General features: G+C 66.8%; 28 protein-coding genes. 20 read left to right on the top strand and 8 right to left on the bottom strand.

What is annotated here, in order from left to right:
* Window positions 1-321 precede the first annotated feature (321 nt).
* Window positions 322-1,236 carry a C2 family cysteine protease gene (locus tag LDO15_RS19225; RefSeq protein ID WP_223981284.1) on the top strand — a complete coding sequence of 305 codons (915 nt, stop codon included), beginning with the start codon at window positions 322-324 and terminating at the stop codon, window positions 1,234-1,236.
* 84 nt (window positions 1,237-1,320) lie between these two features.
* On the opposite strand, the gene LDO15_RS19220 is transcribed toward LDO15_RS19225, so the two are convergent.
* Window positions 1,321-2,262 carry an AraC family transcriptional regulator gene (locus LDO15_RS19220; RefSeq protein WP_223981282.1) on the bottom strand — a complete coding sequence of 314 codons (942 nt, stop codon included), beginning with the start codon at window positions 2,260-2,262 and terminating at the stop codon, window positions 1,321-1,323.
* Between the two features lie 268 nt (window positions 2,263-2,530).
* Between LDO15_RS19220 and LDO15_RS19215 the strand changes: the two genes are divergently transcribed.
* The 6 genes from LDO15_RS19215 (at window position 2,531) to LDO15_RS19190 (ending at window position 8,104) form a co-directional block, all read left to right on the top strand.
* Window positions 2,531-3,877: a sugar ABC transporter substrate-binding protein gene (locus LDO15_RS19215; protein ID WP_223981280.1), complete on the top strand. Its 1,347-nt coding sequence runs from the start codon at window positions 2,531-2,533 to the stop codon at window positions 3,875-3,877.
* A 53-nt stretch (window positions 3,878-3,930) separates the two neighbouring features.
* A complete protein-coding gene (locus LDO15_RS19210; protein WP_223981278.1) occupies window positions 3,931-4,899 on the top strand; it encodes a sugar ABC transporter permease in 969 nt (322 codons plus the stop codon).
* Complete coding sequence (locus LDO15_RS19205) at window positions 4,896-5,813, top strand: carbohydrate ABC transporter permease (protein WP_223981276.1); 918 nt, start codon at window positions 4,896-4,898, stop codon at window positions 5,811-5,813. The genes LDO15_RS19210 and LDO15_RS19205 overlap by 4 nt, the downstream gene beginning before the upstream one ends.
* 37 nt (window positions 5,814-5,850) lie before the next feature.
* The gene (locus tag LDO15_RS19200) at window positions 5,851-6,912 is read left to right on the top strand and encodes an NAD(P)-dependent alcohol dehydrogenase (RefSeq protein WP_223981274.1); all 1,062 of its coding nucleotides are present in this window, start codon (window positions 5,851-5,853) and stop codon (window positions 6,910-6,912) included.
* A 29-nt stretch (window positions 6,913-6,941) separates the two neighbouring features.
* The gene (locus tag LDO15_RS19195; RefSeq protein WP_223981272.1) at window positions 6,942-7,934 is read left to right on the top strand and encodes a carbohydrate kinase; all 993 of its coding nucleotides are present in this window, start codon (window positions 6,942-6,944) and stop codon (window positions 7,932-7,934) included.
* 65 nt (window positions 7,935-7,999) lie between these two features.
* Window positions 8,000-8,104 carry an alpha-amylase family glycosyl hydrolase gene (locus LDO15_RS19190; RefSeq protein WP_263428278.1) on the top strand — a complete coding sequence of 35 codons (105 nt, stop codon included), beginning with the start codon at window positions 8,000-8,002 and terminating at the stop codon, window positions 8,102-8,104.
* A 155-nt stretch (window positions 8,105-8,259) separates the two neighbouring features.
* Here LDO15_RS19190 and LDO15_RS19185 read toward each other — a convergent pair whose 3' ends face one another.
* On the bottom strand, window positions 8,260-8,463 hold the full coding sequence (locus LDO15_RS19185; protein WP_091253184.1) for a hypothetical protein: 204 nt from the start codon (window positions 8,461-8,463) through the stop codon (window positions 8,260-8,262).
* A 378-nt stretch (window positions 8,464-8,841) separates the two neighbouring features.
* Window positions 8,842-10,137 carry a cation:proton antiporter gene (locus tag LDO15_RS19180; RefSeq protein ID WP_223981269.1) on the bottom strand — a complete coding sequence of 432 codons (1,296 nt, stop codon included), beginning with the start codon at window positions 10,135-10,137 and terminating at the stop codon, window positions 8,842-8,844.
* Window positions 10,138-10,387: 250 nt separating this feature from the next.
* Between LDO15_RS19180 and LDO15_RS19175 the strand changes: the two genes are divergently transcribed.
* Window positions 10,388-11,071: a hypothetical protein gene (locus tag LDO15_RS19175; RefSeq protein WP_223981266.1), complete on the top strand. Its 684-nt coding sequence runs from the start codon at window positions 10,388-10,390 to the stop codon at window positions 11,069-11,071.
* Window positions 11,072-11,078: 7 nt separating this feature from the next.
* Here LDO15_RS19175 and LDO15_RS19170 read toward each other — a convergent pair whose 3' ends face one another.
* Entirely contained in the window at window positions 11,079-12,794 is a 1,716-nt protein-coding gene (locus LDO15_RS19170) for a helix-turn-helix domain-containing protein (RefSeq protein WP_223981264.1), read from the bottom strand.
* 129 nt (window positions 12,795-12,923) lie between these two features.
* Here LDO15_RS19170 and LDO15_RS19165 point away from each other — a divergent pair, with 129 nt between their 5' ends.
* The 6 genes from LDO15_RS19165 to LDO15_RS19140 all read left to right on the top strand — a co-directional run bounded on the left by LDO15_RS19165 (window position 12,924) and on the right by LDO15_RS19140 (window position 17,356).
* Window positions 12,924-14,252 (top strand): alpha-hydroxy acid oxidase, encoded by a 1,329-nt coding sequence (locus tag LDO15_RS19165; RefSeq protein ID WP_223981262.1) that lies wholly within the window; start codon window positions 12,924-12,926, stop codon window positions 14,250-14,252.
* Window positions 14,252-15,202 carry an ABC transporter substrate-binding protein gene (locus LDO15_RS19160; protein WP_223981260.1) on the top strand — a complete coding sequence of 317 codons (951 nt, stop codon included), beginning with the start codon at window positions 14,252-14,254 and terminating at the stop codon, window positions 15,200-15,202. Before LDO15_RS19165 ends, LDO15_RS19160 begins: the two co-directional genes overlap by 1 nt.
* Window positions 15,203-15,214: 12 nt before the next feature.
* Window positions 15,215-15,589, top strand: a complete 375-nt coding sequence (locus LDO15_RS19155; protein WP_223981258.1) for an ABC transporter permease subunit — start codon at window positions 15,215-15,217, stop codon at window positions 15,587-15,589.
* Window positions 15,580-16,137 carry an amino acid ABC transporter permease gene (locus LDO15_RS19150; RefSeq protein WP_223981257.1) on the top strand — a complete coding sequence of 186 codons (558 nt, stop codon included), beginning with the start codon at window positions 15,580-15,582 and terminating at the stop codon, window positions 16,135-16,137. The genes LDO15_RS19155 and LDO15_RS19150 overlap by 10 nt, the downstream gene beginning before the upstream one ends.
* Window positions 16,134-16,898, top strand: coding sequence for an amino acid ABC transporter ATP-binding protein (locus LDO15_RS19145; RefSeq protein ID WP_276572933.1), 765 nt, complete (start codon window positions 16,134-16,136; stop codon window positions 16,896-16,898). The genes LDO15_RS19150 and LDO15_RS19145 overlap by 4 nt, the downstream gene beginning before the upstream one ends.
* Before the next feature lie 77 nt (window positions 16,899-16,975).
* Window positions 16,976-17,356, top strand: coding sequence for a Rid family detoxifying hydrolase (locus tag LDO15_RS19140; protein ID WP_223981255.1), 381 nt, complete (start codon window positions 16,976-16,978; stop codon window positions 17,354-17,356).
* Window positions 17,357-17,462: 106 nt separating this feature from the next.
* On the opposite strand, the gene LDO15_RS19135 is transcribed toward LDO15_RS19140, so the two are convergent.
* Complete coding sequence (locus LDO15_RS19135; protein ID WP_223981252.1) at window positions 17,463-18,035, bottom strand: MOSC domain-containing protein; 573 nt, start codon at window positions 18,033-18,035, stop codon at window positions 17,463-17,465.
* 205 nt (window positions 18,036-18,240) lie between these two features.
* Here LDO15_RS19135 and LDO15_RS19130 point away from each other — a divergent pair, with 205 nt between their 5' ends.
* Window positions 18,241-20,253 carry an ATP-binding protein gene (locus LDO15_RS19130; RefSeq protein ID WP_223981248.1) on the top strand — a complete coding sequence of 671 codons (2,013 nt, stop codon included), beginning with the start codon at window positions 18,241-18,243 and terminating at the stop codon, window positions 20,251-20,253.
* Window positions 20,254-20,312: 59 nt separating this feature from the next.
* Here LDO15_RS19130 and LDO15_RS19125 read toward each other — a convergent pair whose 3' ends face one another.
* On the bottom strand, window positions 20,313-21,326 hold the full coding sequence (locus LDO15_RS19125; RefSeq protein WP_223981246.1) for a medium chain dehydrogenase/reductase family protein: 1,014 nt from the start codon (window positions 21,324-21,326) through the stop codon (window positions 20,313-20,315).
* 125 nt (window positions 21,327-21,451) lie between these two features.
* On the opposite strand from LDO15_RS19125, the gene LDO15_RS19120 reads away from it, so the two are divergent.
* The 3 genes from LDO15_RS19120 (at window position 21,452) to LDO15_RS19110 (ending at window position 23,258) form a co-directional block, all read left to right on the top strand.
* On the top strand, window positions 21,452-21,862 hold the full coding sequence (locus tag LDO15_RS19120) for a metalloregulator ArsR/SmtB family transcription factor (RefSeq protein ID WP_223981244.1): 411 nt from the start codon (window positions 21,452-21,454) through the stop codon (window positions 21,860-21,862).
* A gap of 19 nt (window positions 21,863-21,881) precedes the next feature.
* Window positions 21,882-22,379: an SRPBCC domain-containing protein gene (locus LDO15_RS19115; RefSeq protein WP_223981242.1), complete on the top strand. Its 498-nt coding sequence runs from the start codon at window positions 21,882-21,884 to the stop codon at window positions 22,377-22,379.
* A 90-nt stretch (window positions 22,380-22,469) separates the two neighbouring features.
* A complete protein-coding gene (locus LDO15_RS19110) occupies window positions 22,470-23,258 on the top strand; it encodes an alpha/beta fold hydrolase (protein WP_223981240.1) in 789 nt (262 codons plus the stop codon).
* 25 nt (window positions 23,259-23,283) lie between these two features.
* Here LDO15_RS19110 and LDO15_RS19105 read toward each other — a convergent pair whose 3' ends face one another.
* Entirely contained in the window at window positions 23,284-24,045 is a 762-nt protein-coding gene (locus LDO15_RS19105) for a TetR/AcrR family transcriptional regulator C-terminal domain-containing protein (RefSeq protein WP_223981238.1), read from the bottom strand.
* 120 nt (window positions 24,046-24,165) lie between these two features.
* Between LDO15_RS19105 and LDO15_RS19100 the strand changes: the two genes are divergently transcribed.
* A complete protein-coding gene (locus tag LDO15_RS19100; protein WP_223981236.1) occupies window positions 24,166-24,855 on the top strand; it encodes a DUF2306 domain-containing protein in 690 nt (229 codons plus the stop codon).
* The gene (locus LDO15_RS19095) at window positions 24,852-25,391 is read left to right on the top strand and encodes a DinB family protein (RefSeq protein ID WP_223981234.1); all 540 of its coding nucleotides are present in this window, start codon (window positions 24,852-24,854) and stop codon (window positions 25,389-25,391) included. Before LDO15_RS19100 ends, LDO15_RS19095 begins: the two co-directional genes overlap by 4 nt.
* 58 nt (window positions 25,392-25,449) lie before the next feature.
* Here the strand turns inward: LDO15_RS19095 and LDO15_RS19090 are convergent, their stop codons facing one another.
* Window positions 25,450-26,112: a TetR family transcriptional regulator gene (locus LDO15_RS19090; RefSeq protein ID WP_223981232.1), complete on the bottom strand. Its 663-nt coding sequence runs from the start codon at window positions 26,110-26,112 to the stop codon at window positions 25,450-25,452.
* Window positions 26,113-26,168: the final 56 nt, after the last annotated feature.

Below are 26,168 nucleotides of genomic sequence, written 5' to 3'. Positions count from 1 at the left end.
GCCCAATTGAGGCGCCGCGGCGGCTGGCGGAGGGAACTGCGTGCACGACGGCGGGAGGTGACTCCCGCCGTCGTCGGCGTGTCTGCCGGGCGGTAACTGCCTCAAGGGCCGCGCCCAGGCGGCACCCCCGCTGTGACTTCCATGGATTTTGACTGTGAATCAACCGCCGGTCCTTGTGCGGATCTGGTTGCCCGCGGCAAGCTGTTTATGACCGGATGAATAGCTCAAGTACGAGGAGGCCGACGGCGAGGGCGCCGTCGGACCATGCCGCGGCGATGACGCCGCCCGGGCGGGAACGCGCAGAATGGGAGGGCACGTAAAGTGAAACGTGCAGTATCCAGGCCGGCTAAATTGCGCGCCATCGGCATTTACTCACTGATTGCCGTGCTGGTAATTGTCGGAATTGCGCTAATTTTCATTCCCCGAACAGCCTTTACGCCATTTCCAGGCCCCACCTCCACGCCGGGAGCATCCGCGCCTCCAAGGAGTAACCCCGCGGTGAAGGGTGCGACCTTCCAGAGAGTCCCGAACCAGGTGCTCTTTGCCGTTGATGGTGCGGGGAAACCGGATATCTCCGGAGACCTGAAGAATATCGCGCAGGGCGACGCCGGCGACTGCTATTTCCTGGCAGCCTTGCTGACTGTCGCCGCGCGGGAGCCCGACACTATTCTGAACATGATCCATGACAATGGCGACGGCACGTACACCATTTCATTCCATAGCAAATATGACGGAGTACCCAATCCGGTCACGGTGACGGTCAACGGTGATCTTCCGTATCGCCGCGGCAAACCCTACGAAAACGGCATCGAAAATATTGGCGGCAAGAACGTCTCCTGGGCGGCGATCATTGAGAAAGGCTGGGCGGCCGCGAACGGCAACAGCTACAAGGGCATCGATGGCACCGATCTCAGCAACGCCCAGGATCACGATGTGCATAATGCCCTCTATGCCATCACCGGCAAGGTCGGCGTCGACCGCAACCCCGGCGGCCCCATGACGGGAGTCAGCTTTGAGCAGATGCAGCAGGACTTCACCAACGGCCTCGTAACGCTGGGGACCTCCAACTCCGACGGCAAGCTCGTGTCCGACCATTCCTACGCATTGCTGGGCGTAAATTCCGGCAACCAGACCGTAGTGGTGGGAGATCCGGGGGGCGGCCAGGAGACTCTCAAGTTCGCAGCCTTCCAGTCCACGAACATCAACCAGTACATCGCGATACCGACCTATCCCTGAAAATGGACGGCAAGCCCCGCCGCATTGTCCAGGCGTAAAGGTACCCGGCACCGTAAATGGGCCTGGCCGAACGGCGTCTGACCGTCAGGCCTGTACCCGCTGGCGGTAGTGGCGCGGGGTTTCGCCGGCGTCGTTGAGGAAGTGCCGGTTGAAATTGGACAGGTTTGAGAAGCCCACTTCATAGCAAATGTCGGAGATGGCTTTGTCGCTATGCTCCAGCAGGCGCCGCGCATGGGCGAGCCGAAGTTTGCGGACCAGGTCACTGAAGTTCTGGCCGGTGGCGCGCTTGAAGTATTTCGAAAACGTCGGCTCCGACATGCCTACCAGCGCCGCGGCCTCGGACATCTTGACGCTGCCGGCGTGATTGCTGAAGACGTACTCCAGGACGAGGTCCACCACGGCCGCGGCCTGGCCGTCAAGTTGGGGCCTGAACCATTCGTCGGCCAGGTAGCGCCGGTCCTCCTGCGGTGCACGGGCAAGAACGGTGAGGAGCTCAAAAAGGTGGTGCAGCCGCTCCAAACCGGTGGAGGCACCCATCGCGTCGATGGACGCGGCGGCAGCCTCGGCTGATCGTCCCAGGAACTCGATCCCGCGGGAGGACTGTTCCAGCAGGGGCTTCACCTCGGCCATTTCCGGAATGATCGACGCAGCCTGTTCGACCCATTTTCCGTCGAACTGGATGAGGGCATCCCTGCCCTGGATGACTTCTCCGGGCTGGAGGTCGCTGACCCAGTCGTGCGGCAGTCCCGAGCCCACCAAAGCGACGTGCCCGGCCTCGAACGTGCCGATGTGGTCTCCCACAATGAACTTTCCGGTGCCTTTCCGGATCAGGTGCAGCTCGTATTCGGGATGATAGTTCCACCGTGCCACCGGGCTGGGATAGTCGTGCTCGTGCCACCGGACTGAGTGGTTCGGGTCTTCCGGAATGACCTCACGGTTAGCGCGCATGCCCAGCAGTCTCTCCGCAAGCCGGGCCGCTGCGCTGTCATTGATCCCTGCGCCGTCGCCGGACTCCACCGTGGTCATCGTTGTCCTCCCGGGGTTATGAAATATGGACAGCATCTTTGGCTGCCTTCTCCCAGAGTAGCGCCCTGCCGGGGGACGGTCAGGAAAATTAGTATCAGAATCTGGCAACCACGGCGCTAGTTGTGTCCTATCGCACAGGCCTAATCTTGAGGAACATCAGCGAGGCACCCCGGCTTCCAGCCCAAGTCCCGTTTCCGGCGCCGCACCCCGACACAGCAGTCGGAGTGCAGGGCGCATTGCATCCCCTGAAGAACAAAGGAGTCTTTGAATGCGCGCAAAAATACGCGTCGCCGCACTGGCCGCAGGCGCCCTGTGCGTGGCGCTTAGCGCCTCGGCCTGCGCAGGTGCCGGCGGAGGCAACTCCGCCGGCGACCCGAACACCATCAGTGTCCTGATGGTGAACAACCCGCAGATGGAGGACCTGCAGCGGCTGACTGCTGATAACTTCACCAAGGACACCGGCATTAAGGTGAACTACACGGTCCTGCCGGAGAATGATGTCCGGGCCAAGATCAGCCAGGAATTCTCGAGCCAGGCCGGCCTGTACGACGTCGCATCACTGTCGAACTACGAGATTCCGTTCTATTCCGCCAACGGCTGGCTGGCGCCGCTGGACAACGTGGCCAAGGACGCGGAGTTCAACCAGGCGGACATCCTTCCGGCCTACACCGCGTCGCTGACCGGCAAGGATGGCAAGCTCTATGGCGAGCCGTTCTACGGGGAGTCCTCCTTCCTGATGTACCGGAAGGACATTTTCGACGCTAAGGGCCTGACGATGCCGGAGAAGCCGACGTGGGACCAGGTTGCCGATCTTGCTGCCAAGGTTGACGGGGCAGTGCCGGGGATGAAGGGGATCTGCCTGCGCGGCCAGCCCGGCTGGGGCCAGGTCTTCGCACCCCTGACCACCGTGGTGAACACTTTTGGCGGGACCTGGTTCGACAAGGACTGGAACGCGAAGGTCAACGCCCCGGAATTCACCGCGGCTGTTGATTTCTACACCAAACTAGTGCGCGACCACGGTGAAGCGGGGGCCGCGCAGGCCGGGTTTACTGAGTGCCTGACCAACATGAGCCAGAGCAAAGTCGCCATGTGGTACGACGCCACCTCCGCCGCCGGCGCCCTGGAAGCGAACGACTCCCCGGTGAAGGGCAAGATCGGTTACGCCCAGGCCCCGGTGAAGGAGACCAAGTCCTCGGGCTGGCTGTGGACCTGGTCCTGGGCCATGCAGGCGGCCTCCAAGAAACAGGACGCTGCCGGGAAGTTCATCGCCTGGGCCAGTTCCAAGAAGTACGAGGAACTGGTCGCAGCCCAGCTCGGCTGGTCCAAGGTCCCGTCCGGCAAGCGCATCTCCACCTATGAGAACACCGAGTTCCAGCAGGCCGCGCCGTTCTTCAAGGCCGAACGCTTTGCCATCGAGAACGCCGACCCGAAGAACCCTGGGGTCCAGCCGCGGCCGGCTGTCGGCATCCAGTTTGTCGGCATTCCCGAATTCGCCGCCCTTGGCACCAGGGTCTCCCAAGGCGTGAGCTCCGCCATTGCCGGCCAGGGCTCGGTCGCGGACGCGGTGGCCAAGGGCCAGGAAGCCGCCCAAAAAGTCGGCGACAAGTACAAGTAACACCACCGAACGCCATCACCGAACCGCACATCACCGAAGCGCAGGAGAACATCATGACTACCGCAACGGCGCGCGTCTCCCGGCACGGGAGCAGCACAGCCAAACCTTCCAGGAACGCCAGGGCGCGGGAACGCGCCGTGGCCTGGGCACGGCGCGCACCGCTGCTGCCGGCCTTGGTCTTCCTCATCATCGTCACCCAGCTCCCGTTCGTGGCGACCCTGATCATTTCCTTTCTGAACTGGAACAGCCTGAGCCCGTCCAAGACCGGCTTCGCCGGCATCGGGAACTACGTCCAGATCCTGGGCGATCCCTACTTCCTGCAGGCCATCATGGTCACCATCATCGAGACGGTCTCGGTGGTTCTGGTCAGCCTGCTCCTTGGCCTGGGCCTGGCCCTGCTGCTGGACAAGAAGTTCATCGGCCGCGGACTGGCCCGAACCATGCTGATCGCACCGTTCCTCATCGTTCCGGTCGCTGCGGCGCTCATTTGGAAGCATGCCATTCTCAACCCCGTGTACGGCCTGATCAACGGCACCCTGACCTGGATCTGGGCGCTGTTCGGCTCCGATACCCCGCCCCAGCCGGACCTGCTGTCCTCGGCGCCCCTGATGGCCATCATCCTCTCGCTGGTCTGGCAGTGGACGCCGTTCATGATGCTGATCCTGCTCGCCGGTCTGCAGTCCCGTCCGATGGACACCGTCGAAGCTGCCCAGATGGACGGCGCCACTCCCTGGGCGATTTTCCGCCACCTCACGCTGCCGCACCTGCGCCAGTACCTGGAACTGGGCGGACTGCTCGGCGCCATCTACATCGTGCAGAACTTCGACGCGACCTTCGTCATCACCTCCGGCGGCCTGGGCACGGCCAACCTGCCCTACGCCATCTACGAGACGTTCTACTACGCCAACGAATACGGCCTGGCTTCCGCCGCCGGCGTCGTGGTGGTCATTGGCTCCATCATCGTGGCGACCTTCGCACTCCGCACCGTGTTCTCGCTCTTCAAGAAGGAGGCAGCACGATGAGCACCCTCACCCCGGCCGAACCCACATCATCCGTCCCCACACCGCCCGCACGCACCACCGGTTCCCGGCGCCGCGGCAAGTCCCGCATGGATCCCACCCGCAATAACACGGCAGCCGGGATCGCGGCCTGGCTGCTGGCCCTGCTGTTCGCGGTACCGGTGTTGTGGATGATCCTGACCTCGTTCCACTCGGAAGTTGACGCCGCGACGAACCCGCCCTCCATCGCCGCCGACCTTAACCTGGACGCCTATAAGGAGTTCTTCGGCGCAACGTCCGGTGTCAGCCCGTGGCCGTCGCTGATCAACTCCGCCACCGCCTCGATCTTCTCCACCGTGCTGGTGCTGCTGCTGGCCATCCCGGCCGCGTACGCCCTGTCCATCCGGCCGGTGAAGAAGTGGACCGACGTTCTGTTCTTCTTCCTCTCCACGAAGATGATGCCCGTGGTCGCGGCGGTTCTGCCGCTCTACCTTTTCGCCAAATCCGCGGGGGCGCTGGACAATATCTGGTTCCTGGGCCTGATGTACACGTCGATGAACCTGCCCATCGCCGTGTGGATGATGCGCTCCTTCCTCGACGAAGTGCCCGTTGAAATGCTCGAGGCCTCCCAGATCGACGGCGCGGGCCTGCTGCTGACGCTCCGGAAGGTCGTCGCCCCCGTCGCGATGCCCGGCATCGCCGCCACCGCCCTGATCTGCTTCATCTTCAGCTGGAACGAACTCCTCCTCGCCCGGGTCCTCACCGGCGTCGTCGCCGGCACCGCCCCGGTCTTCCTCACCGGCTTCGTCTCAGGCCAGGGCCTGTTCCTCGCCAAGGTCTGCGCCGCCGCCGTCGTGATCTCCCTGCCCGTGCTCTTCGCCGGCTTCGCCGCCCAGGACAAACTCGTCCAAGGGCTCTCCCTCGGCGCCGTCAAGTAACCGGCCCCGCCCCTCCGATTCGTAAAGGATTCCTTCGATGACAACCTCAACCGCACAGTCCCGCACCCCCGGACACCCGGAGGTACCCGCCACGATGCGCGCCGCCGTCCTCAAGCGCCAGGGCGACATGGCCATGGAAACCTTGTCCGTTCCGCAGCTGGACGCGGACCAGGTCCTGGTGCAGGTCGCCGCCGTCGGCGTCTGCGGCAGCGACGTCCACTACTACGAGCACGGCCGGATCGGCGACTACGTCGTGGACCACCCGCTGATCCTCGGCCACGAGCTCTCCGGACGCATCGCCGCCGTCGGAAGCGCCGTGGACCCCGCCCGCATCGGCCAGCGCGTCGCCGTCGAACCCCAGCGGCCCTGCCGCACCTGCAAGCAGTGCAAGGCCGGCCGCTACAACCTGTGCCCCGACATCGAGTTCTACGCGACGCCGCCGATCGACGGCGCCTTCGCCGAATACGTGACCATCCAGAGCGACTTCGCCTACGACATCCCGGACAGCGTCAGCGACGAAGCCGCCGCCCTGATCGAACCGCTCTCCGTCGGTCTCTGGGCCTGCGAACGCGCCCAGATCAAGCCCGGCAGCCGCGTGCTGATCGCCGGCGCCGGCCCCATCGGCATCATCGCCGCCCAGGCGGCCCGTGCTTTCGGCGCCACCGAAATCCACATCACCGACATCGCCGACGACCGGCTCGCCTTCGCGCTCGAACACGGGGCCACCCATGCCCTGAACGCCAGGACGGACAGCGTCGAAGGGCTCGACGTCGATGCCTTCATCGACGCCTCCGGCGCCCCGCAGGCCGTCCGTTCCGGGATCAAAGCCGTGGGACCGGCCGGCCGGGTCATCCTGGTGGGGCTCGGGGCCGACGACGTCGAACTCCCCGTCTCCTACATCCAGAACCGGGAAATCTGGCTCTCCGGCGTCTTCCGCTACACCAACACCTGGCCGCTGGCCATCCAGCTGATCGCGGACGGCAAAGTGGACCTGGACATCCTGGTCACCGGCAGGTTCGCCCTCGCCGAGTCCGAGGAAGCGCTCAAGGCAGGCAAACAGCCCGGGCAGCTCAAGGCCGTCGTTTATCCGGGCCGCTGACGCCCGCCACCCACTGCAAGGAAGCAGCCATGCCAGCACATGACACCCCATCCACGTCCAGCCGGGCTGAGGGGAACACCATCCTGACCGTCATCGGCGAGTCCCTTGTCGACATCATCAGCGACCCCCTTCGGCCGGAGGCGATCCAGGCCCACCCGGGCGGAAGCCCCCTCAATGTGGCGGTGGGGGCCGCACGCCTTGGCCTGCAGACATCCCTGGTGACCCACTACACCGATGACCGGTACGGGCTCATGATCGACAAACATCTGCAGGAGAACCGGGTCCGGGTGATCAACGGTGGAACCACGCCGACGTCGACAGCCCTCGCCACGCTCGGTCCCGACGGCGCCGCCGACTACACCTTCTCCATCACCTGGGAAATCGGCGGGGCCGCGCCGCCTGCCCTCGCCGCCGTCGAAGGTTCCACGCACGTCCACGCGGGGTCAATCGCGGCTGTGCTCCCGCCGGGGAATCTGGCGACTCTTGCCCTCGTGCAGGCCGCCCGTGAGCATGCGACCATCAGCTACGACCCCAACTGCCGGCCGGCGCTCAGTCCGGACGCGGCCGCGGCGCGCAGCCAGGCGGAGCTTTTCGTGGCGGCCAGCGACATCGTCAAAGCCAGCGACGAAGACCTGAGCTGGCTCTACCCGGACCGGACCCCGGATGCAACCCTGGAGGCCTGGCTGGAACTCGGCCCGGCGCTCGTGGCCCTGACACGCGGAGCCTCCGGCCCGGTCATCCTCTCCCGGAACGGGCGCGCGGAGATGCCGGCCGAACCCATCACTGTGGCAGATACGGTGGGCGCCGGCGACTCCTTCATGGCGGGGCTCATCTCCGGGCTCGCCCAACTCGACGCGCTCGGTACGGACGAAAGACACCGGTTGCAGACGCTCAGCCCGGAGCAGCTGCACGCACTCGCCGCCTACTCCAACCGCGCCGCGGCGATCACCTGCTCCCGGAAGGGGGCGAATCCGCCAGGATCTGCAGAACTCGGCCCGCTCACCGTGCGCTTAACGGCCTAGGAACCTGTGCTCCGGCTATCCTTCGAAACATCACCAGGAGACCCCGCTACGGTTCCCGCGAGGACATGGCCGCTTTGGTCCGGGAAGCCAAGGCGCGCGGGATCAGGGTACTGCTCGATCTGGTCGCGGGCCACCCGTCCGCGGACCACCCATGGGCGCCCAACGGATAGAAGCCCTTGCAAATGCGACGGCCCGGCGGCTCTTCGGCAACGGCGCACGCTTCAACGGCGGCGTGGCCCGCGCGGGCGGGTTTGGCTGCGGCGTGTTTGAACTTTCCCGGCACGACGACGGCGGGAGGTGACTCCCGCCGTCGTCGTGGTGGTTGCTAGGCGGAAACTGCCTCAAGGTTTGCTGCGCCGTGGTTCAGGCTCAGCGTGAAGGTGCCGGGTCCGCTGGCGTGGACCGCGATGTTGCTCTTGGGGGTGTTGTGGCGCTCCGAGAGATCGTGGATCAGGGCGTCCAGCTCGTGGTGCATGGTGGAACGGTCCCAGAGCTTGTGGGTTACGGAGTTGGCAGTTTCAAACGTCATTGTTCAGTGCTTCCATTCGTGAATCCGGAGGTCCGGCTGCCGCACCGATGCGGAGCCGCCGTGGGCCAAACCAGGAACGCCTGAGACCTTGGGCAGCTCTGCGAGCTCACCGGTTTGGCCTCATTGCGTCCACCAGAATGGGTGCCCCTGGTCCACTGCGGACGCGTAGCGTCGCAGGAATGTCAGGGCTGCGTGGGCGGGGAATCGTGTTCCCTGCCTTGCCTTTCCATAGTGCACAGCGCCGTGCAGGCGGCTCAAGCCAGATGGCGAAAATTGCGCGTGAGACTCATCACAGGCGTCCGGCCCGCGGGGTCAGGCGTCAGGCGGCGGCGTCCGGTGTGATGCGAACGGCGGCGGGTGTCCGGGGGCGGGTGCGGGCTAAGCGCGGCCCCGCTTCGGCCGAAAACGCTCGGCGGGCGTGTGCTTGCGGCTCAGGCCCCGGGCGGGAGCGGGAGCGACCGGCACCGGCCCGCCGGGTTCCGGCCCAGCTGCGGCAGCGGCCCGGCCGTACCGGGCGGCCAGCGGGGCGGCGGTGAGGCCGTGGGCCAGGACGCTGAGCAGGACGGTGGCCGCGATGACGGCCACAGCCTGATCTGACACTGCTCCAAGCGCTTCCAGTGCCAGCAGCGCGAACACGAGGGACGCCAGGCCGCGCGGGCCGAACCATCCCACGAACAAGATGGTGTTCCGGTCCAGGCCGGCGCCGATCGAGGCCAGTGCCACCGGCAGCATGCGCATCACCGTGAGGCTGAGCACGGCGTACACGAGGGTCAGGGGGACGAAGTGCGCCAGCATTGTCGGAATGGTGATGGCTCCGAAGGCCAGCCAGACGAGCAGTGACACCAGGCCGCTCATCTGCTCCACGAAGACCAGTTCGGCCGGTGCCCGTTCACCGGCGCAGGTGCCGAACGCCAGTCCGGCGCAGAACGCGGCGACGAATCCGTTGCCGCCCACCGCGAGGGAGGCGGTGTAGGCGAGCAGGCTCAGGGCAAGGACTCCGATGCCGGCGAAGTCCTCGGCGGCGCTTCCGCTCCGGCGGGCCAGCCGCAGGAGCCACCCGCCCCCGGCGCCGATCGCTGCCCCCGCGCCGGCGCCGATGAGCAGCTCGACGGCCGCGCTGCCGGGGCTTTCGGCGCTCTCCAGACCTGCCGCGGCGGCCGCGCCGGCAATCGCGAGCATGACCACCGGGGTGGCGATGCCGTCGTTGAGGCCGCTCTCGACCGTGATCAGCTGGCGGATCCGCGACGGGACGGCCGGGTTGGTCACCACGGGGACCCCGAGTGCGGCGTCGGTAGGGGCCAGCGCCGCGCCGACGAGGAGGGCCAGCCACAGCCCGAACTGTGGGAAGAACCAGGCGGCCAGGACCCACCCGAACACAATCGTCAGGGGCAGGCCGACTCCCAGCAGCCGCACGTAGCGGCCCACGTCCCGGCGCAGCTGCTGGAGGGGCAGGCGGGCGGCGTCGGAGAAGAGCACCCACACGAGAGTGACTTCGACGACCGGGGTGATCCCCGGCGGTGGCGAGGAGTGATTGACCAGCCCGAAGCCGGCCAAGGCCGTGCCGACCGCGGTGAAGACAATCGGAGCGGTCAGGTCCGCCTGCTGCAGCCGCACCGAAACCAGCGTCCAGGCGAACAGGACGGTGGTGATGAGCACTACGGCCGTCAGCTCCATGACGGATCTGTGCTCGCTTCCGTGCTCCCCACTTCGGGGGCGATGGCACTGGCCATGCTCAATGGTAGGCGGGCGGACCGTTCCCGGCATCTGTCCAAAGTCCTGAGGGCCGGATTTGCGGGAAACCTGCATGGTCTCCGTATGCTCGGCGCCTCCGGCGACCATGCAGCTTTCCGACGACCTCGGCGGCGGCCGGCTCGGCTAGGGTGGCTTCAACTGCGCACTGGTCGCAGGAACCTGAAGGAGCCAGTTGTCCGCCGATGTGTCCGCCGCCCTTGCCGGGCTGGTCCTGATCGCCGTCGAACTCATCCGGTCAATTCCCGCGCTCCTGCGCGTGCAGCGCACCGGGACCAGCGACGGCGTCAGCGGAATGAGCCTGGGTGTCCTCGCCGGCACCGGACTGGGCTGGCTGGCCCTGGCGGTGATTGTGCAGAGCTGGTGGGTGCTGGCTGCCAACACTCTGTGGATCGTGATCCACGCCTTCCTCTGCAGGCAAGTGGCCAGGACCGGGGCACGGAAGCGGCGCGAAATTGTCCTGGCCGGGGTCGGCTCGGCGGCGGTCCTTGCCCTCGCCACGATCGGAGCCGGGTTCTTCATGCCCGTGCAGGATGCCCTCGGGCTCATGCTGGGCGTATCGACGCTGTTCTACGCCATCCCGGCGGCGTACGAGGGGCTGGCCAGCGCGTCGACCCGCGGCCTGAGCCTGCTCTCGCTGGGCGTGAACACCGTGGAAGCCAGCATCTACTTCCTCGCCGGAATAGCCGTGCTGAGGATCGCCGAGGCAGGGGATCCGGTTTTCGGCTTCGCCTTCTTCGGCGTGGTCAGCATCGCCTCCAACGGGGTGCGGTTCGTGCGGGTCGCGTACCGGCGGATCAAACGGCTCGACCAGGCCTGGCCTCCGGCTGCCGCGCCCGCCGCTGCGGCCCAGCCGTAGCGGCGCCTTACGGCCCAGGGGCCTCAACGGCGTTGTTCTGAGCCTGTCCAGGCTGCGTCGGTGTTGCCTTTGGAGTGAGATCCATGGTTGTCAGGCGTAGCCAGAGCCATAGCCGCTTCTGCGGGTCGTCAAGATCGAGGTCGAAGTCCTTGACCAGGCGTCCCACCCGATAGCGGACGGTGTTGTTGTGCACGTGGAGTCGTGCTGCCATCGCGGAGATGTTTCCATTCGACGTCAGGTAGGCCCGCAGGGTTTCCAGGTAGTCGGTCTGCTGCTCGGCGTCATGGGCCTGGATCGTGGCGATGTCGTCGAGATCGGCAAGTCCGTTGTCGTCGATGAATGCCCTGATTTTCAAGAGGTTGAGCGGGATGCGGTGGTCCTCGAAAAGCCCGGTGACGGAGACCCGTCCATCATTATTGCCCGGCATCTCCGAGTGCTGGTGGAGCAGATATTGCAGTGTTTGCAGCGCTTCTGATCTGGATCGAGGCAGGTCCTCTACCCGGGGCGCGACGCCTCCGACGGAGGCGATGACCGGGTAGGTGCTGATCGTGTGGGCGTACGTCCCGATTTCCTGGGCCACCCGCCGATGCACGGCCCGGGGGGTGGTTCCCTGGCAGGGCAGCAGGGCATAGACAACCGAACCAATGAGGGCACTGTGGCTCGTTTTGAACTGGATATTGCAGACGGTCGTGACAAGGTGCAACAGCCGATGGATTTCACGCACCGACTCCAGGCTCCCGGTTTCGGGACGGACAATTGAAAAAGCCGCGACCGCGAGCCCACGGTCAGCATCGAGCCCCAGCTGGGCCGCGGCGAAGGACGCATGGACGGTGTCGTCCATGAGCGTGCGGATCAAGTCCCCGTTCCGTCGTTCCCCGAAATCGGACGCCGAACGGGCATGGAGCATGTGCAGCCCGGCCAGCGCTGCCATCCTGTTGAGGGCTTCCAGGGCCGCCTCCCGCTGGACTTCGCCCGGGTCGATGACCCAGATCGAGCCGAGCAGCTCACCCCCGGCTCTCACGGCAAGGGCCAGTCTCGCCATCTCATCATTGACTGCGGGGATCAGCACCGCACCTGCTGACGCATAGACGATCTTGAAGTCTGCATCGAATGCGGGCGGGGTGGTCTCCTGAAGGGAGAGGGTGGTGACGCGGCGCAATTCGTCGATGGGCTGGCCCGGCAGGGTTGAATATCCCAGCACCCGTCCGAGCGGGTCCACGATGCTGGCTGCTCCATTGGTGATGGATGCAGCAGCGTTGGCGAATGCGTAGAGATCCCCAAGCCGGACCCCTGAGACGGAGTCAACGGCCGCACCCATGACGGACGCCCTGGCCAGTGCCACGAGCCGCGTCCAATCCGCGTTGTCCGGTGCGATGAGGACCGCGAGGCTGTGGCTGACCGCGGCGGAACGCAACTGCTCAAGCGGCGCCCCATGGGCTTTGACGATCACGGCGGCCGCGTTGCTGTTCGACGCCCGGTGCAGCAGCTGGTCGAAATCGGGCGATCCGCAGCTAAGCCCGACCGCCAGGATGATCCGATTCTCGACAGTCGTCCATTCGTCCATGGGGTCATACATGAGGACGTCCGAGACGGGATGCCCGAGGGTGTCCGGAGCCGGATTGGCGTGCACGAGATCGGCCTGCATGAGGTGGATGCAGTCCGACAACCGCACCACCGCGACGGTCTGGTCGAGCTCACTAACAGGCTGTTCCCCTAGGTCCATACGTGGACGATATCACAGGCCAAATTTGATTCTTTTGGAGGAATTCACATGTAGAGCAGGGGAGATCTTCGTCACCATGGAGGGACGAAGTTGATCGAGGTTTCCCCGCAGAAATAGAGGACCCCTGTAATGAGAATCAAAGACATCAGGTCTCTGGCCGCGGTGCAAGGGCCCGCCCGGTCCGTGGCGGAGCGGCTGTCGCGGCGCTGCTACAGCGTTGAGGATATGAGGAAACTGGCTGCCAGGCGCCTCCCCGGGAGTGTGTTCGACTACATCGAGGGCGGCGGCGAGGACGAGGTCTCCCTGCGGCGCAACCGGACGTCCTTTGACGACTGGGCCTTCCTTCCGAAGTGGGGATCGGTGGAGCACCTGAAGCTCGGCTCAACCCTTCTGGGCGGGCCGGTTGCGATGCCGCTGACACTGTCCCCAACCGGCGGCACCAGGCTGTTCCACCCCGACGGCGAGACCGCCGTAGCCCGCGCTGCCTTTGAGGCGGGCATTCCCTACGGGCTCGCACACCTGAGCACGACCACCATGGAGCATGTCAGCGCCGCTGCCCCCGGGCTGCGGCGATGGTTCAACCTCGAGCCCACGGCGGACAAGGGCCTCCTGCAGGCCGTCCTGGACCGGGTCTCGAACGCCGGTTACGAAGCGCTTGTGGTCAACGTCGACTGCCGGGCCATCGGTCACAGGGAACGCGATTACCGCAACGGATTCACCGCGCCGCCGTCCATCAAGCCCAAGACCGTCATCGAAGGGGCGCTGCACCCCCGGTGGGCTCTTGGTTTCCTGGCCAACGATGCGATTGCTTTCCCGAACCTGGACGCCGAGATTCCTGAAGGCCCGCTCTCCAGCACCCCCGACATGTGGCGGACGCTGCTGGCGGGGCAGTACGAACCGACGGACTGGGACGACCTCCGGGACCTCAGGACGCGGTGGAACGGCCCCATCATTCTCAAAGGGGTCGTCAACCCCAGGGACGCCGTCATGGCTGCCGACCTCGGCATCGACGCCATCCAGGTCAGCAACCACGGCGGCAGGCAGCTGGACCACATGGCCTCGGCTCTGGACGTCCTGCCCGAAATCGTCGAGGCGACGGCCGGCCGGGTAGAAATCATCGTCGACGGCGGCATCCGCCGCGGCTCCGACGTCGTGAAGGCACTGGCTCTCGGCGCCGACGCCTGCTCGATCGGCCGCCCGTATCTCTACGGACTTGCCGCGGCCGGCCAGGCAGGCGTTGCCCACGTCCTGAAGCTGCTGGCAGCGGAAATGACGCGCACCATGATGCTGCTCGGAGTCTCCACGATCCAAGAGCTGCGTGACGAGGGCCGGGACCTGATCCGGCACCGCAGCGAGGCCAACACCTGCACACTTCCCACCGAATTCCCTCCTGCCCAATATTCCGCGAGCCAGTCTCCCGCAGCCGAGCTGGCCTACTCCGATACGAGGATCCCCTGATGAACACCCCCGCCTCAACCCCTCCCAAGAAGCTCATTCAGCGCGGCATCCCGGCCGTCGTGGCCGCGACGGCACTCCTGTTCGCGGCCACCGCCTGCGCGCCGAGCACCGCCACCTCACCGTCGACGCCGTCGGGAGACTCCCCCGGATCCGGCACCGGAGTCCCGGCCCTCGCGGTCAACGAGGCCGCCGCACAGCTGCTCCCGGACTCAATCAAATCAACAAAGGTCCTGCGCGTTGCCATCCCCACCAACGAGCCTCCGACACAGTTCTACCGTGAAGGAACGCAGGAGATGACCGGGACCAACCCGGACATTGCGCGCCTGATCGGCCAGGCCTTGGGGGTGAAGGTGGAGATCCAGGTGGCCAACTTCGACTCGATCATCCCGGGCATCGCCGCCGGCAGGTACGACATGACCGTCTCCTCGATGACGCCCACGGAAAAGCGCATGGAGGTCCTGGACTTCGTTGACTACATGCAGATGGGCACCGCCATTGCCGTAACTACAGGCAACCCTCTGGGGATCGACAGTGAAGGATCCCTGTGCGGCAAAAAGGTCGGACTCCTGACCGGGTCCTACCAGCTGACGGTCAACGTCCCGAAAACCAACAAAGCCTGCAGCGCGGCCGGAAAGGAGCAGATCCAAACAAGCGAGTTCCAAGACACGCGGCAAGCCATCTCTGCTCTCACCAGCGGCCGGCTGGACGCAGTGCTGGCCGATCAACCCATCCTGAACTTCGCCTCCGCGCAGAATTCACAAGTCGAAGTCGCCGCCACGTATGACTTCGCGGCGGTCGGGGTCGGCTTGCCGAAGGACTCCGGCCTGGTCAAGTCCGTTGGCGCAGCGCTCTCCGCTGTGGTCACCAGCGATTCCTATCGCACGGTGCTCGGCAAGTACGGCCTTGAGTCCAGCGCAATCACCGACGCCCGCGTCAACTTCGCGCAATAGGAGATGGCCATCATGCAGCAACAACAATCCATCGCCGACACCAGTGCGAAGACGTCCACGCCGGCTAATTCCATTCCGGTGGTGCCCCTGCGGCATCCGGTCCGCCGGGCGATCGCCGTCGTTCTCATTTTCCTGGCCCTTGGCGCGGCATGGGACGTTGCCGTGAATCAGCGGTACCACTGGGACGTCGTCGTCTCCTATCTCTTCGCCCCGCAGATTATCACCGGGGCCGGGCTGACCATCCTCCTGACCGTGGTGTCCATGAGCGCCGGCATCGCCCTGGGCACGGTCCTGGCCATCATGCGGCTTTCGGCCAATCCGATCGTCAGCACCATCAGCCGCGGCTACATCTGGTTCTTCCGCGGCACCCCCTGCTGGTGCAGCTGATCTTTTGGTACAACATCGCCGCACTGTATCCGGTGATCGCCTTCGGCCTTCCCTTCGGCGGCCCCTCGCTGGCCCTGGGTTCGGCCAATGTGCTCATCACACCCCTGTGTGCCGCATTGCTGGGGCTCTCCCTGAACGAGGCAGCCTACATGGCCGAGATTATCCGCGGCGGCATCGGATCGGTGGACAAGGGCCAGTACGACGCCGCCCGGGCCCTGGGAATGAACGGCACCCAGCTCATGGGCCTCGTCATCCTCCCACAGGCGATGCGCGTGGTCCTTCCGCCCACCGGCAACCAGGGGATTTCGATGCTCAAGGGCACGTCCCTGGTCAGCGTGCTGGCGATCTCTGACCTGCTGTACTCGGCTCAGATCATCTACTCCAACAACTACCAAACCATCCCGCTGCTCATCGTCGCCAGCCTCTGGTATCTGCTGATGACCACCATCCTGAGCTTCTTCCAAACCAAACTCGAACGGCGCTATGGCCGCGGCTTCGACACCGCGCCGCGGCGTAGCCGCCGGTCAAAGACAAGGACAGCATCATGAACACCGCCATGGTGGAGGCCCAGGGAGTCCGCAAGAGCTTCGGCTCAACGGAAATCCTCAAGGGCATCGATCTGAAGATCGAACGCGGCTCGGTGACCTGCCTCATCGGCCCGTCGGGTTCCGGAAAGACGACCTTCCTGCGATGCATCAACCACTTGGAAAAGGTCGACGCCGGACGCCTGTACGTGGACGAACAACTGGTCGGCTACGCCGAACGCAATGGGCGCCTCTATGAAATGAAGGAGCGGCAGACAGCACGTTCACGGCGCGCCGCGGGAATGGTCTTCCAACGCTTCAACCTGTTCCCGCACATGACGGTGCTGGAGAACATTGTCGAAGCACCCATCCGCGTTCTGGGCCGTCCGCGCAGCGAGGTCACCGCCGAGGCGCAGACGCTGCTGGACCGCGTAGGGCTCGGCAACCGTGGGCATTCCTACCCCCAGGAGCTCTCCGGCGGGCAGCAGCAGCGGGTCGCGATCGCCCGGGCACTGGCCATGAAGCCCAAGCTCATGCTCTTCGACGAGCCCACCTCGGCGCTCGATCCGGAGCTCGTCGGCGAGGTGCTCGACGTCATGAAGTCCCTGGCGGAGGCTGGGATGACCATGGTAGTGGTGACCCATGAACTCGCCTTCGCCCGCCAGGTCAGCGACCAGGTCGTCTTCATGGACCAGGGCGTCGTTGTCGAAAGCGGGCCTCCCTCCGAGGTCCTTGGCAACCCGCAGCACGTACGCACCCGGGCCTTTCTCTCGAAGGTCCTCTAGGACAACCGAACATCAGCAACCGACCATCAGCAATTCGGGCCGGCCGGCAGGCCGGCCGCATGAAAGGACACAACTCCATGTCGCGACAGCAGATCATCACCGACCTCGCGCCCAGCCCTGCGGGCCCCTATTCCCAGGCCATCGCCGCCAACGGCTTCCTCTACACTGCCGGCCAGACCCCGCACCACCCGGCCACCGGCGAGATCATCGGCACCACCATTGAAGAACAGACCGCGCAGACGATGAAGAACCTGACCGCCGTCCTTGGCGCGCACGGCCTGGACTTTTCCCACGTGGTGAAGGCAACCGTGCATCTGCACCACCCGGGCCGGGACTTCGCTGGCTTCAACGCAGCCTATGCAGAGTTCGTCGAGGCACCTTACCCGGCCAGAACCACCGTGGGTTCGTTCCTGGGGGACTTCCTGGTCGAGATCGACGTCGTCGCAGCCCAGCCGTAGCGGCACCTCCGGGCCGGAATCGCCGGAAACGCTTCACGGTCGGCGTAAGCTCCCCGCATGTCAGGCAGCTTTCCGGCGAAATCGGCGGGCGCGGTGGCCGTGAACGCTACGGCAGCCGCGACGGCCGAAGGGCGGAGGGGGTGCCGGCCTTCATCGGATCGAGTTCCACTGGACTGATCAGCACGGCCGGCCCGCGGCTCAGGATGCCGTCCGAGAGCGGCTGGCAGCGCACGCCGCCGCGCCCTCGCATGGCCGCGTGCGCCCCGGGAGCGAGCATCCGGTCCATCCACGCGCAGGGGTGGGCGGGACGCCCGGCCCGGAACCGGACCACTTCCCCGCCCGACTCGAGCGCGAAGTCTTGACCGAGCAGCGGAGCCAGGTGGGCGCCCCGGAGGACCACATTGCGCCGGGCCAGGAGCGGGTCAAAGGGCCCGACGCCGAGCTCTGCGGCCATCGCTTCGAGGGCTTCGACGGCGAGGAAGGTGACAGCGGCGTCCATGTGCGCCGCCTTGCCGAAGAACCGGTCGCCGGCGATGCCCTTGCCGGCCACCACCTCAACCCGGTCCGCGTCCGTGGTGGGGACCTGCGCAGCACCGTCGCGGCCGCGGCCAAAGTACGCGTGCGCCGGCGAGACGAGCAGATGGAGGACCTCGACGTCGTACCTGTAGCTTGCCGTCATGGCACCAAACTATCGTCCATCGCAGGACCTGGGCACCTGGCAGCAGTACGGCGGCCTCGGCCGGAGGCGACGCAGCCGGCGCCCAAACTGCTACGCTCCACATATCGGCCCTGTCCGGTGCGGACGCGCCGACAGCACGGCTCAAAGAGCACGTCCTAATCAGCAGAGCGCAGCAACAGCTTCAGTTGTGAGCGAGGTAAGCAGAATGACGGTTGCCGAAATCCAGGTGGACCAGCGGGTGATCGGGATCGACTCCCGGCGCTTTGCCTCGGTGGAGAAAGCGCTGGTGGAGCTGATCACCAACAGCGACGACAGCTACGCCCGCCTGGAAAAGGCCGGCGTCGCCGTGACCGGCCGGATCCGCGTTGGCTACGAGCGACACCACGCCGGGGCCGTGCTGATGGTCAGTGACCAGGCGGAGGGCATGTCCTTCGAGCAGGCCGGCCGCATCCTCAGCTACGGCGGCGCGCACAGCCCGCTCTCCCGCGGCGAGGGCACCGGCCGCGGGTACTTCGGGCGCGGGCTCAAACAGGCCATCTTCGGCCTGGGCCACGGCTGGATCGAGACCATCCAGAACGGCCGGTTCACCCGCATCGACGTCTTCCGCGGCGAGAACGGCGGCTACCTTTACGACGACGACGGAGCGGACCGCCGCGCCTTCCCCGCCGACTACGCCCGGCTGGGGATCACTGCGACCTCCGCCACCGACGCGGCCGCCCCGCCTAGCGCCGGGAATGCCGCCGGCGCCGGCACCGGAGATGCCGCGGGGAACGGCACCCGGGTGACGATCGTCGTCGATAATCCGCATGTCACCATCACCCAGCAAACCACCCTGCTGCAGTCGCTCTCGGACAACATCTACCTGCGGGACGTGCTGGACCGGCGGGACGTGGAGCTGGTGCACGGGCGTCCCGGTGCCGAGGACCACGGCCGCGAGGACATCCGGTTCCGGGAGCCTCCGGCCGCCGTGCTCCTCGGCCCGGATCGGCCGGGAAGCTTCAGCCTCGACGGTGAGGAGTACCCGTTCACCGTCACGCTCAAGCGCGCCCAGGACGTTGAGCTGACGCTCAAGGGCGACGAACGCACCAGCGGCCTGGTGGTCGAATCCGGCATGGCCGTGCTGGACTGCCAGCTGTTCGAGTTCGAGAACCAGGTGGGCACAGAGTACCTCTTCGGCACGGTGCGGTGCCCGGCGCTGACCGAAATGCTGGGCCGGGGCAAGGCGATCATCAGCGACGAGCGGGAGGGCTTGAACCCCAAGGACCCCTTCGTCGCGGCCTTCTCCCGCGCCGTCAGCCGGATGATCGCCGACGCCGTGCAGGCCGAGAAGGAAAAGCTCACACACCTGGAGCGCGCCACCACGTCTGGGCGGACCGCCGAGATGATCGAGCACCTGCTGCAGCACATGAGCGAGGCGGCCGTCGTCGACCTGGGGCTGGAGACGGCGCCGCCGCTCTGGATCGGGGACGGCCCGGCGCTGGCCGGGGCGCCGCCCGCGGCCCTGCGGTTCACCACGCCCTTCTATTACCGTCCGCCGGGGCATCCGTTCCATGTCGCGCTGCTGCTGGATCCGGCCCAGCTGCCCGACGGCGAAACGCTCGCCTTTGAGCTCGGGCTGCCCGGTTCCCTGCGCATCGACCCCGTTCCGGTCCCTATCCCGGTCAGCGCACTCGGAGACACCCGGCGGATGGAGTGGGCCATGACGGGGGACCGGGACGGCGACCGTGGCGAGATCACGGTCCGGGCCGGCGACTACTGGGCGCTCTGCGAAGTCGTGATCGCCGCACACGCCTCCCGCCGCAGCGCCGACCAGCCGCCGCACCCCGCCATCGCCACCCCTGCCGCGGCACAGCAGCCGGCGGCGCACCGCGAGATCCACCGTCCGAGCCGGGATCACGGCGTCGACCTCTTCACCGGCTACGACTTCCGCAACCTGCACAACAGCGCGGACCGTGCCGTCTACAACGCCGCGGAGCGCAAGGTCATCATCAACACCGGCGCCCCTACGGTCCAGCTGTACGTCGACGGCCGCGGCCGCTTCCGGGATTCCGCCCGGCTGTTGCTCGCCGAGCTCTTCCTGGACGTCATCTCCGACGAGCTGGCCAGGCGCCGGGTGGCGCAACACGGCCATGCAGGGAATCTTGAGGCCTTCCACGCGGCCAAGCGGGACATCATCCGCCGCTACGGCAGCGACATCCACCGCACGTTCCTGGGCTGATCGCGGCCGTTGGAGTGCGGCCGCAGCGGTCGTAGGGCCGCGGTGGAGGCCGTGCCGGCTCAGGGCACGAGCACGATCTTCCCTGTCGCCGCCGTGCTCCCGAGCAGCTCGTGGGCGCGGCGAGCCTTGGACAGCGGCAGCCGCTCGGCCACCACGGGGTGAATCTCGCCGCGGCGGAGCATCTTGAGCAGGACCAGGAAATCCGTCTGGAACCAGTCCTGGTGATGGATGCGCAACTTCTGGATCCTGTACGAGAGCACTTTCCGGCGGGGTGACAGCCAGCCCCAGAGGGCGACGCTCCCGGTTGCCGCGTACCAGGCGATCACGCCCGGCCAGTTCTTGCGCCCCTGCGCGATCGTGGCGTAACGGCCGAACACGACGAGCCGTCCGCCGGGCCGCAACGCGCGGAAGGAGCGCAGCGACAGCGGGCCGCCGATCCCGTCGAGCACGATGTCCACGCCGTCGCCGGTAAGCCCACGGACACGGGTCAGGAAGTCCTCGTTCTGATAGTCGATCGCGACGGCGCCCAGCCGCTCCACCGCGGCGCGGTCCCGGCCGGCGGCGGTCCCGTAGAGGCGGAGGCCGGCCAGCGTTCCGAGCTCGAGGATCGCGGTGCCCACCCTGCCGGCCGCGCCGTGAACCAGGACGCTTTCCCCGGGCTTCGCCTTGGCCGTGCGGTGCAGCAGCTGGTAGGCGGTCATGTAGGGGAAGACGAGGCTCACGACCTCGGCCGGGTCGAGGTCTTCGGGCACCGCGACGGCGTACACCTCCGGCACGCAGACGAGCTCGGCGTTGGCGCCCCACACCGTCAGCACGCCGACGCGGTCGCCCACGCGCACCCGCGCGCAGCCGGGTCCAAGTTCATCGACGATGCCGACGAGCTCATACCCTGGGGTGAACGGCGGTTTCGGGCCGCCCAGATAGGTGCCGGCGCGCAGCTGCGCATCGGTGAACGACACACCCGACGCCAGGACCCTGACGCGGATTTCGCCCGGACCCGGCCGGGGATCGTCGACCTCCACTACCTGCAGAACCTCGGGGCCGCCGAAGCGGTCGATCACCACACGCTTCATGGGCTCACTCTACGCTCGCCGCCCGATCCGCACACCGGCCCCACGGGGTCCGGCGTCTTGGGCCGTTCGGGACAGTTAGGCGAGGCCATTGACACCCCCGGAGCGCCGGACTATTCTACAACCAAATGGTTGTAGATCAGCTCAGGGAACCGCTCAGCGACGAAGAACTTGACCGCCTGTTCCAGGCGTTCGCCGACACGACCCGCCGGGACATCGTGCGCCGGGTCACGGTGGGGGAGTACTCCGTCTCCGGGCTCGCTGCGCTCTACGCCATGAGCTTCGCGGCGGTCCAGAAGCATGTGGCCGTGCTGGAACGCGCTTCCCTGGTCTCGAAGGAGAAGCGGGGAAGGGAGCAGATTGTGCGGGCCAACCACGACGGACTGCAAAAGGCCCGCCGGCTGCTCGACGAGTACGAGGTCATCTGGCGGCAGCGGGCCGACCGGATCGCAGACCTGCTCGCCGAAACGGCCGCCCCGGAATCAGGCAACACGCAATCAGGCAACACGAACCAGCAAGGCAGAAACCAGCAAGACTGAAGGATGGAAAGGGCTTGTCATGACCGTTATCAGTTCAGTGAAAAATCTTGAGGCGCTGAGCCTCACCGTGGTCGCCGAATTCGACGCCGGCGTGGAGCGCGTCTGGCAGATCTGGGAGGACCCGCGCCAGCTCGAACGCTGGTGGGGCCCGCCCACCTGGCCGGCCACCTTCGAGAAGCACGACTTCGTCCCGGGCGGCGAGGCCAGCTATTACATGACGGGACCCGAGGGGGAGAAGGCCCGCGGCTGGTGGCGGTTCGTCACCATCGATGCCCCCCACCGCCTTGAGTTCGACGACGGCTTCGCGGACGACAACGGCGCCCCCGTGGCCGAGATGGGCACCATTCACGGCGTTGTGACGCTGGAGCCAATCGGCGGGCGCACCCGGATGACCGTCCTGTCCACCTTCGACGCGGAGGAGCAGATGGAGAAGATTGTCGCCATGGGCATGGAAGAGGGCATGAACCAGGCGCTGGGCCAGGTCGACGCGATCCTCGCCGAATCCGTCAACGCCTGAGCCGCAACGCGAGCGGACGACGGCGGGGAGCCTCCCGCCGTCGTCCACAAGACCCTGTTCAGCCCGGGGCGCGCGGCGTTAGGATGCCCTGTGACTTTCACCCATGGTTACGCAGCCAACGGCGACCTCCGCATGTACTTCGAGGTCCACGGCCACCCGCGGGCCGGCGAACCCCCGCTGCTTCTCATTCCCGGCGGAGGCTCGAGCATCGAGACAAATTTTGCCGGCCTCATCCCGGCTCTGCTGGCCGAGAGCCTGCAGGTGATTGCCGTCGATGAGGAAGGCCACGGGCGGACGGCGGCGACCGACCGTCCGCTCACCGCCGAAAACTCGGCCGACGACGTCAAGGCCGTGATGGAAGAGCTCAACGTGGACACGGTGGACGTGCTCGGCTTCAGCGCCGGCGGCCACACCGCGCTGGCGCTGGCTATGCGGTATCCGGCCTCCGTGCGATGCCTGATTGCCGCCTCCACGTTCGTCAGCCGGGACGCCGTCGGCGACGAGTTCTGGGACGGAATGGCCACGGCCACCCTCAGCGAGATGCCGGAGGCGTACAAGGACGCGGACCGCCGGCTCCATCCGGAGCCCGGACACCTCGAGCGGATGTTCGAGCTGGACCGCCAGCGGATGCTGACCTTTCCCGGCTGGCCCGACGACGACCTGCGCCGCATCACCGCCCGGACTTTGGTTCTGAGCGCCGACCGCGACGTCATGGGCCCCGAACATGCCGTGCGGATGTCCCACGTCATTCCCGGTGCGCGCCTGATGATCGTGCCAGGCAACCACGGCGACTACCTCGGCGAACTGGCCGCGAGCGGCGGCGACCTGAGGGCCATGCGGACCACGATCCCGTACCTCCTTCGGTTCCTGGAGGAGTAGGCGGCGGTCCGGGCCTGGCCGGCGGCTAGATCTTGTCTTGCATAGACGGTTCTTCCGTCATTTTCGGCACGAAAGTCTTGGCCGGCATTGAGGTCCAGTGCTGCCGGTGCAGGCGTTCAAAACCGTCCAGGAGCAGATCGAGCGCGAACTCGAACTCGAACTGGTCGTCGCAGCCCTGACCCACTACGGAGTCCGAGTGTGCGGAAGCGGTGGTGACCTTCAGGATGTTCGGATACCGCTCGGCCATCTCACGGAACACGGCAGCCTGCGCCTCCGGCGGAAGATCGGCCGGCTTCTCCGCCGTTCCGGGGTCGTCGTCGAACAGCTCCTGCGTGAACCCCCACATGCGGCTGCCCAGCGCGTGCATGACGTGGTGGGTCAGGTCCACGGAGAAGCCTCCGGCCAGGAACACGCCGATGAACGAATCCATGTAGCCAAGGACCGCCGGGGTCTTGTTGGTACGCGATTCCAAGACCTGCCGGGCCCAGGGGTGGCGCAGGAGTGCCGTCCGGGCCGAGAGCACCCTCAGCCGCACGGCGTCCTTCCAGCCGGCATCGCGGACGGGAGGGTCGATCTCGCTGACCAGGGCGTCCACCATGCCGTCGAGGAGTTCCTCCTTGCCGGCTACGTGCTTGTAGAGCGCCATCGGCACGACCCCGAGCTCCTGGGCGAGCCGACGCATGCTCAGCGCCTCGATCCCCACCTGATCGGCCAGCGCGACGGCGGCCGTCAGCACGCGGTCCCGGCTCAACGGGATCCGGCGCGTGCGCTCCGCTTGCTGGGTCATCCGGCCACCTTTCCCTAACAGTCTCCTATTGACAAGTGTACGCCGTACACCTAACGTTGCCGGCATCAAGTGTACGCCGTACACCACATGCCGAGAGCCATCCCAGCCAAGGACCACGCCGTGACAATTCAAGCCAGCAGCGCACCCGTGCCCCGCGTCCGCCGTCGCCCTCAGTGGCCCGTGGCCGCCGGGCTGATCCTGCTCAGCCTCATCCCGGTGATCGCGGGGGCGGTGCGGCTGACGGAACTGACCGGCGGCGCCGCCGTCACGCCGCAGAACGCCCGGTTCTTCGCCTCGCCCGTGCCGGTGGTGACGCACATTGTCAGCGTCACCACCTACAGCCTGCTCGGGGCGTTCCAGTTCCTGCCGTCGCTGCGCGGCCGCCGCGGCTGGCACCGCATTGCCGGCCGCGTCCTGGCGCCGGCCGGCCTGCTGGCGGCCCTGTCCGGTTTGTGGATGACCCTCTTCTATCCGCTGCCGCCGGGCGACGGGCTGGCCCTTTTCGTCCTGCGGCTCGTCTTTGGCTCGGCCATGGCGGCGAGCATCGTCCTGGGACTCGCCGCAATTGTGCACCGGGACTTCGTGCGGCACGGCGCCTGGATGACGCGCGGCTACGCGATCGGCGTCGCCGCGGGAACACAGGCGCTGACGGGCCTGCCGTGGATACTGCTCGTGGGCCCGCCGGACGAGCCGACGCGGGCAGTGCTCCTGGGATCGGCGTGGGTGATCAACGTTGCGGTGGCCGAGTACGTCATCCGGCGGCGCGCCACGCGAGCGCCGGAAACCGCGCCGCTAGACTCTCGCGCATGACGATTGTGGACGATCAGGGCCGCCCCGAGCCTCCCCTTGCCGCCGGTGAAGCCGCGACCCTCCTGGGCTTCCTGGATTTCCAGCGGGCCACGCTGGCGTGGAAGTGCGCCGGGCTGGATTCCGCCGGCCTCGGGGCTAGGACCGCCGCCTCCGCGATGACACTGGGCGGACTGCTGAAGCACATGGCCTATGTGGAGAGCGAATGGTTTTCCCGGTCCCTGCACGCGCGGGAGCGGGAGGCGCCGTTCGACACCGTGGATTGGAAGGCCGCCCCGGACTGGGAGTGGCATTCCGCCGCCGGTGACACCCCGGACCAGCTGCGCACGCTGTGGCAGGACGCCGTGGACCGGTCCCGGGCCCGCGTCGCGGAGGCCCTGGCCGACGGCGGCCTTGACCAGTTGGCCCGGCGCGCGTGGCCCGACGGTTCGGCGCCGAGCCTGCGCTGGATCCTGTGCCACATGATCGAAGAGTATGCGCGGCACAACGGCCACGCCGACCTCCTTCGCGAAGCCGTGGACGGCCAGACGGGGGAGTAGGCGCGCCGGCCAGGGAGTCCTTCAAAGCCCAGGAGTCCTTCAAGGCCCGGGAGTCCTTCTAAGCGTCCGGGACCTGCAGCACGTCCATGGCGGCCAGCAGGTAGGGCGCGGGATCGGGCTCGCTGCCGGCAGCCCACTGCATCCAGGCCTCGAAGGTAGCCCCGAGATAGGCCGCGCAGAGGTAGCCGGCTATGTCCTTGCGCACCCCGAGCGCGATCAAATACCGGCGGCCCTGCTCGCGCTGGGGCGCGAGGGCGGCGTAGCTCCGGCTGGCCAGCTCAGGATGTTCGGCGATCAGGCGCAGGCGTCCGCGCGTGACGGCGAGGTCGGGAAGCGCCGCCACCCCGGCCATGGCCGCAGCGCTCAGGCCTGCCCGGATCTGCGCCGCACTCAGTCCTGTCCGAAGCCTGCCGAAGGGCGTGCCGTCCGGTACGCCGCCGGCCCCATCCAGCGCCCGGTCCAGCGCCCGGCCCGCGGCCTGCGCGACCGGCTCGATGCCGCCCCAGACGAGGTCCGCCTTGCTGGCGAAGTAGCGGTAGAGGCTCTTGCGCCCGATCCCGGCCGCAGCCGCGATGTCCTCCATGGACGTCTGCTCGTAGCCCCGCTCGGCAAAGAGGCGCAGGGCGATGCGGGCCACCGCGTCGGGGTCGATCGTCGCGGGCCGCCCGGTGGCGCGTGCGGTGGCGGGCTGGGGGTCCTCGGAGAGCTGGCCGGAAGTCACTCTTAAATAATGACACAGAGTGTCATAAGGTGGGCCTGTCAGCCTCATCAACGTCT

Origin of the sequence: Arthrobacter sp. NicSoilB8 (assembly GCF_019977355.1) — a bacterium.
Taxonomy (GTDB): Bacteria; Actinomycetota; Actinomycetes; order Actinomycetales; family Micrococcaceae; genus Arthrobacter.
This window is presented reverse-complemented; position numbering and strand designations above follow the sequence as displayed.

What these genes read in the sequence shown, in the direction of transcription:
- LDO15_RS19205 (WP_223981276.1), top strand. Translation starts at nt 4,896, where the DNA reads ATGAGCACCCTCACCCCGGCCGAACCCACATCATCCGTCCCCACACCG.
- LDO15_RS19190 (WP_263428278.1), top strand. Translation starts at nt 8,000, where the DNA reads ATGGCCGCTTTGGTCCGGGAAGCCAAGGCGCGCGGGATCAGGGTACTG.
- LDO15_RS19095 (WP_223981234.1), top strand. Translation starts at nt 24,852, where the DNA reads ATGACGATTGTGGACGATCAGGGCCGCCCCGAGCCTCCCCTTGCCGCC.
- LDO15_RS19200 (WP_223981274.1), top strand. Translation starts at nt 5,851, where the DNA reads ATGACAACCTCAACCGCACAGTCCCGCACCCCCGGACACCCGGAGGTA.
- LDO15_RS19125 (WP_223981246.1), bottom strand. Translation starts at nt 21,326, where the DNA reads ATGAAGCGTGTGGTGATCGACCGCTTCGGCGGCCCCGAGGTTCTGCAG.
- LDO15_RS19220 (WP_223981282.1), bottom strand. Translation starts at nt 2,262, where the DNA reads ATGACCACGGTGGAGTCCGGCGACGGCGCAGGGATCAATGACAGCGCA.
- LDO15_RS19145 (WP_276572933.1), top strand. Translation starts at nt 16,134, where the DNA reads ATGAACACCGCCATGGTGGAGGCCCAGGGAGTCCGCAAGAGCTTCGGC.
- LDO15_RS19170 (WP_223981264.1), bottom strand. Translation starts at nt 12,794, where the DNA reads ATGGACCTAGGGGAACAGCCTGTTAGTGAGCTCGACCAGACCGTCGCG.
- LDO15_RS19215 (WP_223981280.1), top strand. Translation starts at nt 2,531, where the DNA reads ATGCGCGCAAAAATACGCGTCGCCGCACTGGCCGCAGGCGCCCTGTGC.
- LDO15_RS19185 (WP_091253184.1), bottom strand. Translation starts at nt 8,463, where the DNA reads ATGACGTTTGAAACTGCCAACTCCGTAACCCACAAGCTCTGGGACCGT.
- LDO15_RS19115 (WP_223981242.1), top strand. Translation starts at nt 21,882, where the DNA reads ATGACCGTTATCAGTTCAGTGAAAAATCTTGAGGCGCTGAGCCTCACC.
- LDO15_RS19130 (WP_223981248.1), top strand. Translation starts at nt 18,241, where the DNA reads ATGACGGTTGCCGAAATCCAGGTGGACCAGCGGGTGATCGGGATCGAC.
- LDO15_RS19160 (WP_223981260.1), top strand. Translation starts at nt 14,252, where the DNA reads ATGAACACCCCCGCCTCAACCCCTCCCAAGAAGCTCATTCAGCGCGGC.
- LDO15_RS19135 (WP_223981252.1), bottom strand. Translation starts at nt 18,035, where the DNA reads ATGACGGCAAGCTACAGGTACGACGTCGAGGTCCTCCATCTGCTCGTC.
- LDO15_RS19105 (WP_223981238.1), bottom strand. Translation starts at nt 24,045, where the DNA reads ATGACCCAGCAAGCGGAGCGCACGCGCCGGATCCCGTTGAGCCGGGAC.
- LDO15_RS19165 (WP_223981262.1), top strand. Translation starts at nt 12,924, where the DNA reads ATGAGAATCAAAGACATCAGGTCTCTGGCCGCGGTGCAAGGGCCCGCC.
- LDO15_RS19180 (WP_223981269.1), bottom strand. Translation starts at nt 10,137, where the DNA reads ATGGAGCTGACGGCCGTAGTGCTCATCACCACCGTCCTGTTCGCCTGG.
- LDO15_RS19120 (WP_223981244.1), top strand. Translation starts at nt 21,452, where the DNA reads ATGGTTGTAGATCAGCTCAGGGAACCGCTCAGCGACGAAGAACTTGAC.
- LDO15_RS19155 (WP_223981258.1), top strand. Translation starts at nt 15,215, where the DNA reads ATGCAGCAACAACAATCCATCGCCGACACCAGTGCGAAGACGTCCACG.
- LDO15_RS19140 (WP_223981255.1), top strand. Translation starts at nt 16,976, where the DNA reads ATGTCGCGACAGCAGATCATCACCGACCTCGCGCCCAGCCCTGCGGGC.
- LDO15_RS19210 (WP_223981278.1), top strand. Translation starts at nt 3,931, where the DNA reads ATGACTACCGCAACGGCGCGCGTCTCCCGGCACGGGAGCAGCACAGCC.
- LDO15_RS19195 (WP_223981272.1), top strand. Translation starts at nt 6,942, where the DNA reads ATGCCAGCACATGACACCCCATCCACGTCCAGCCGGGCTGAGGGGAAC.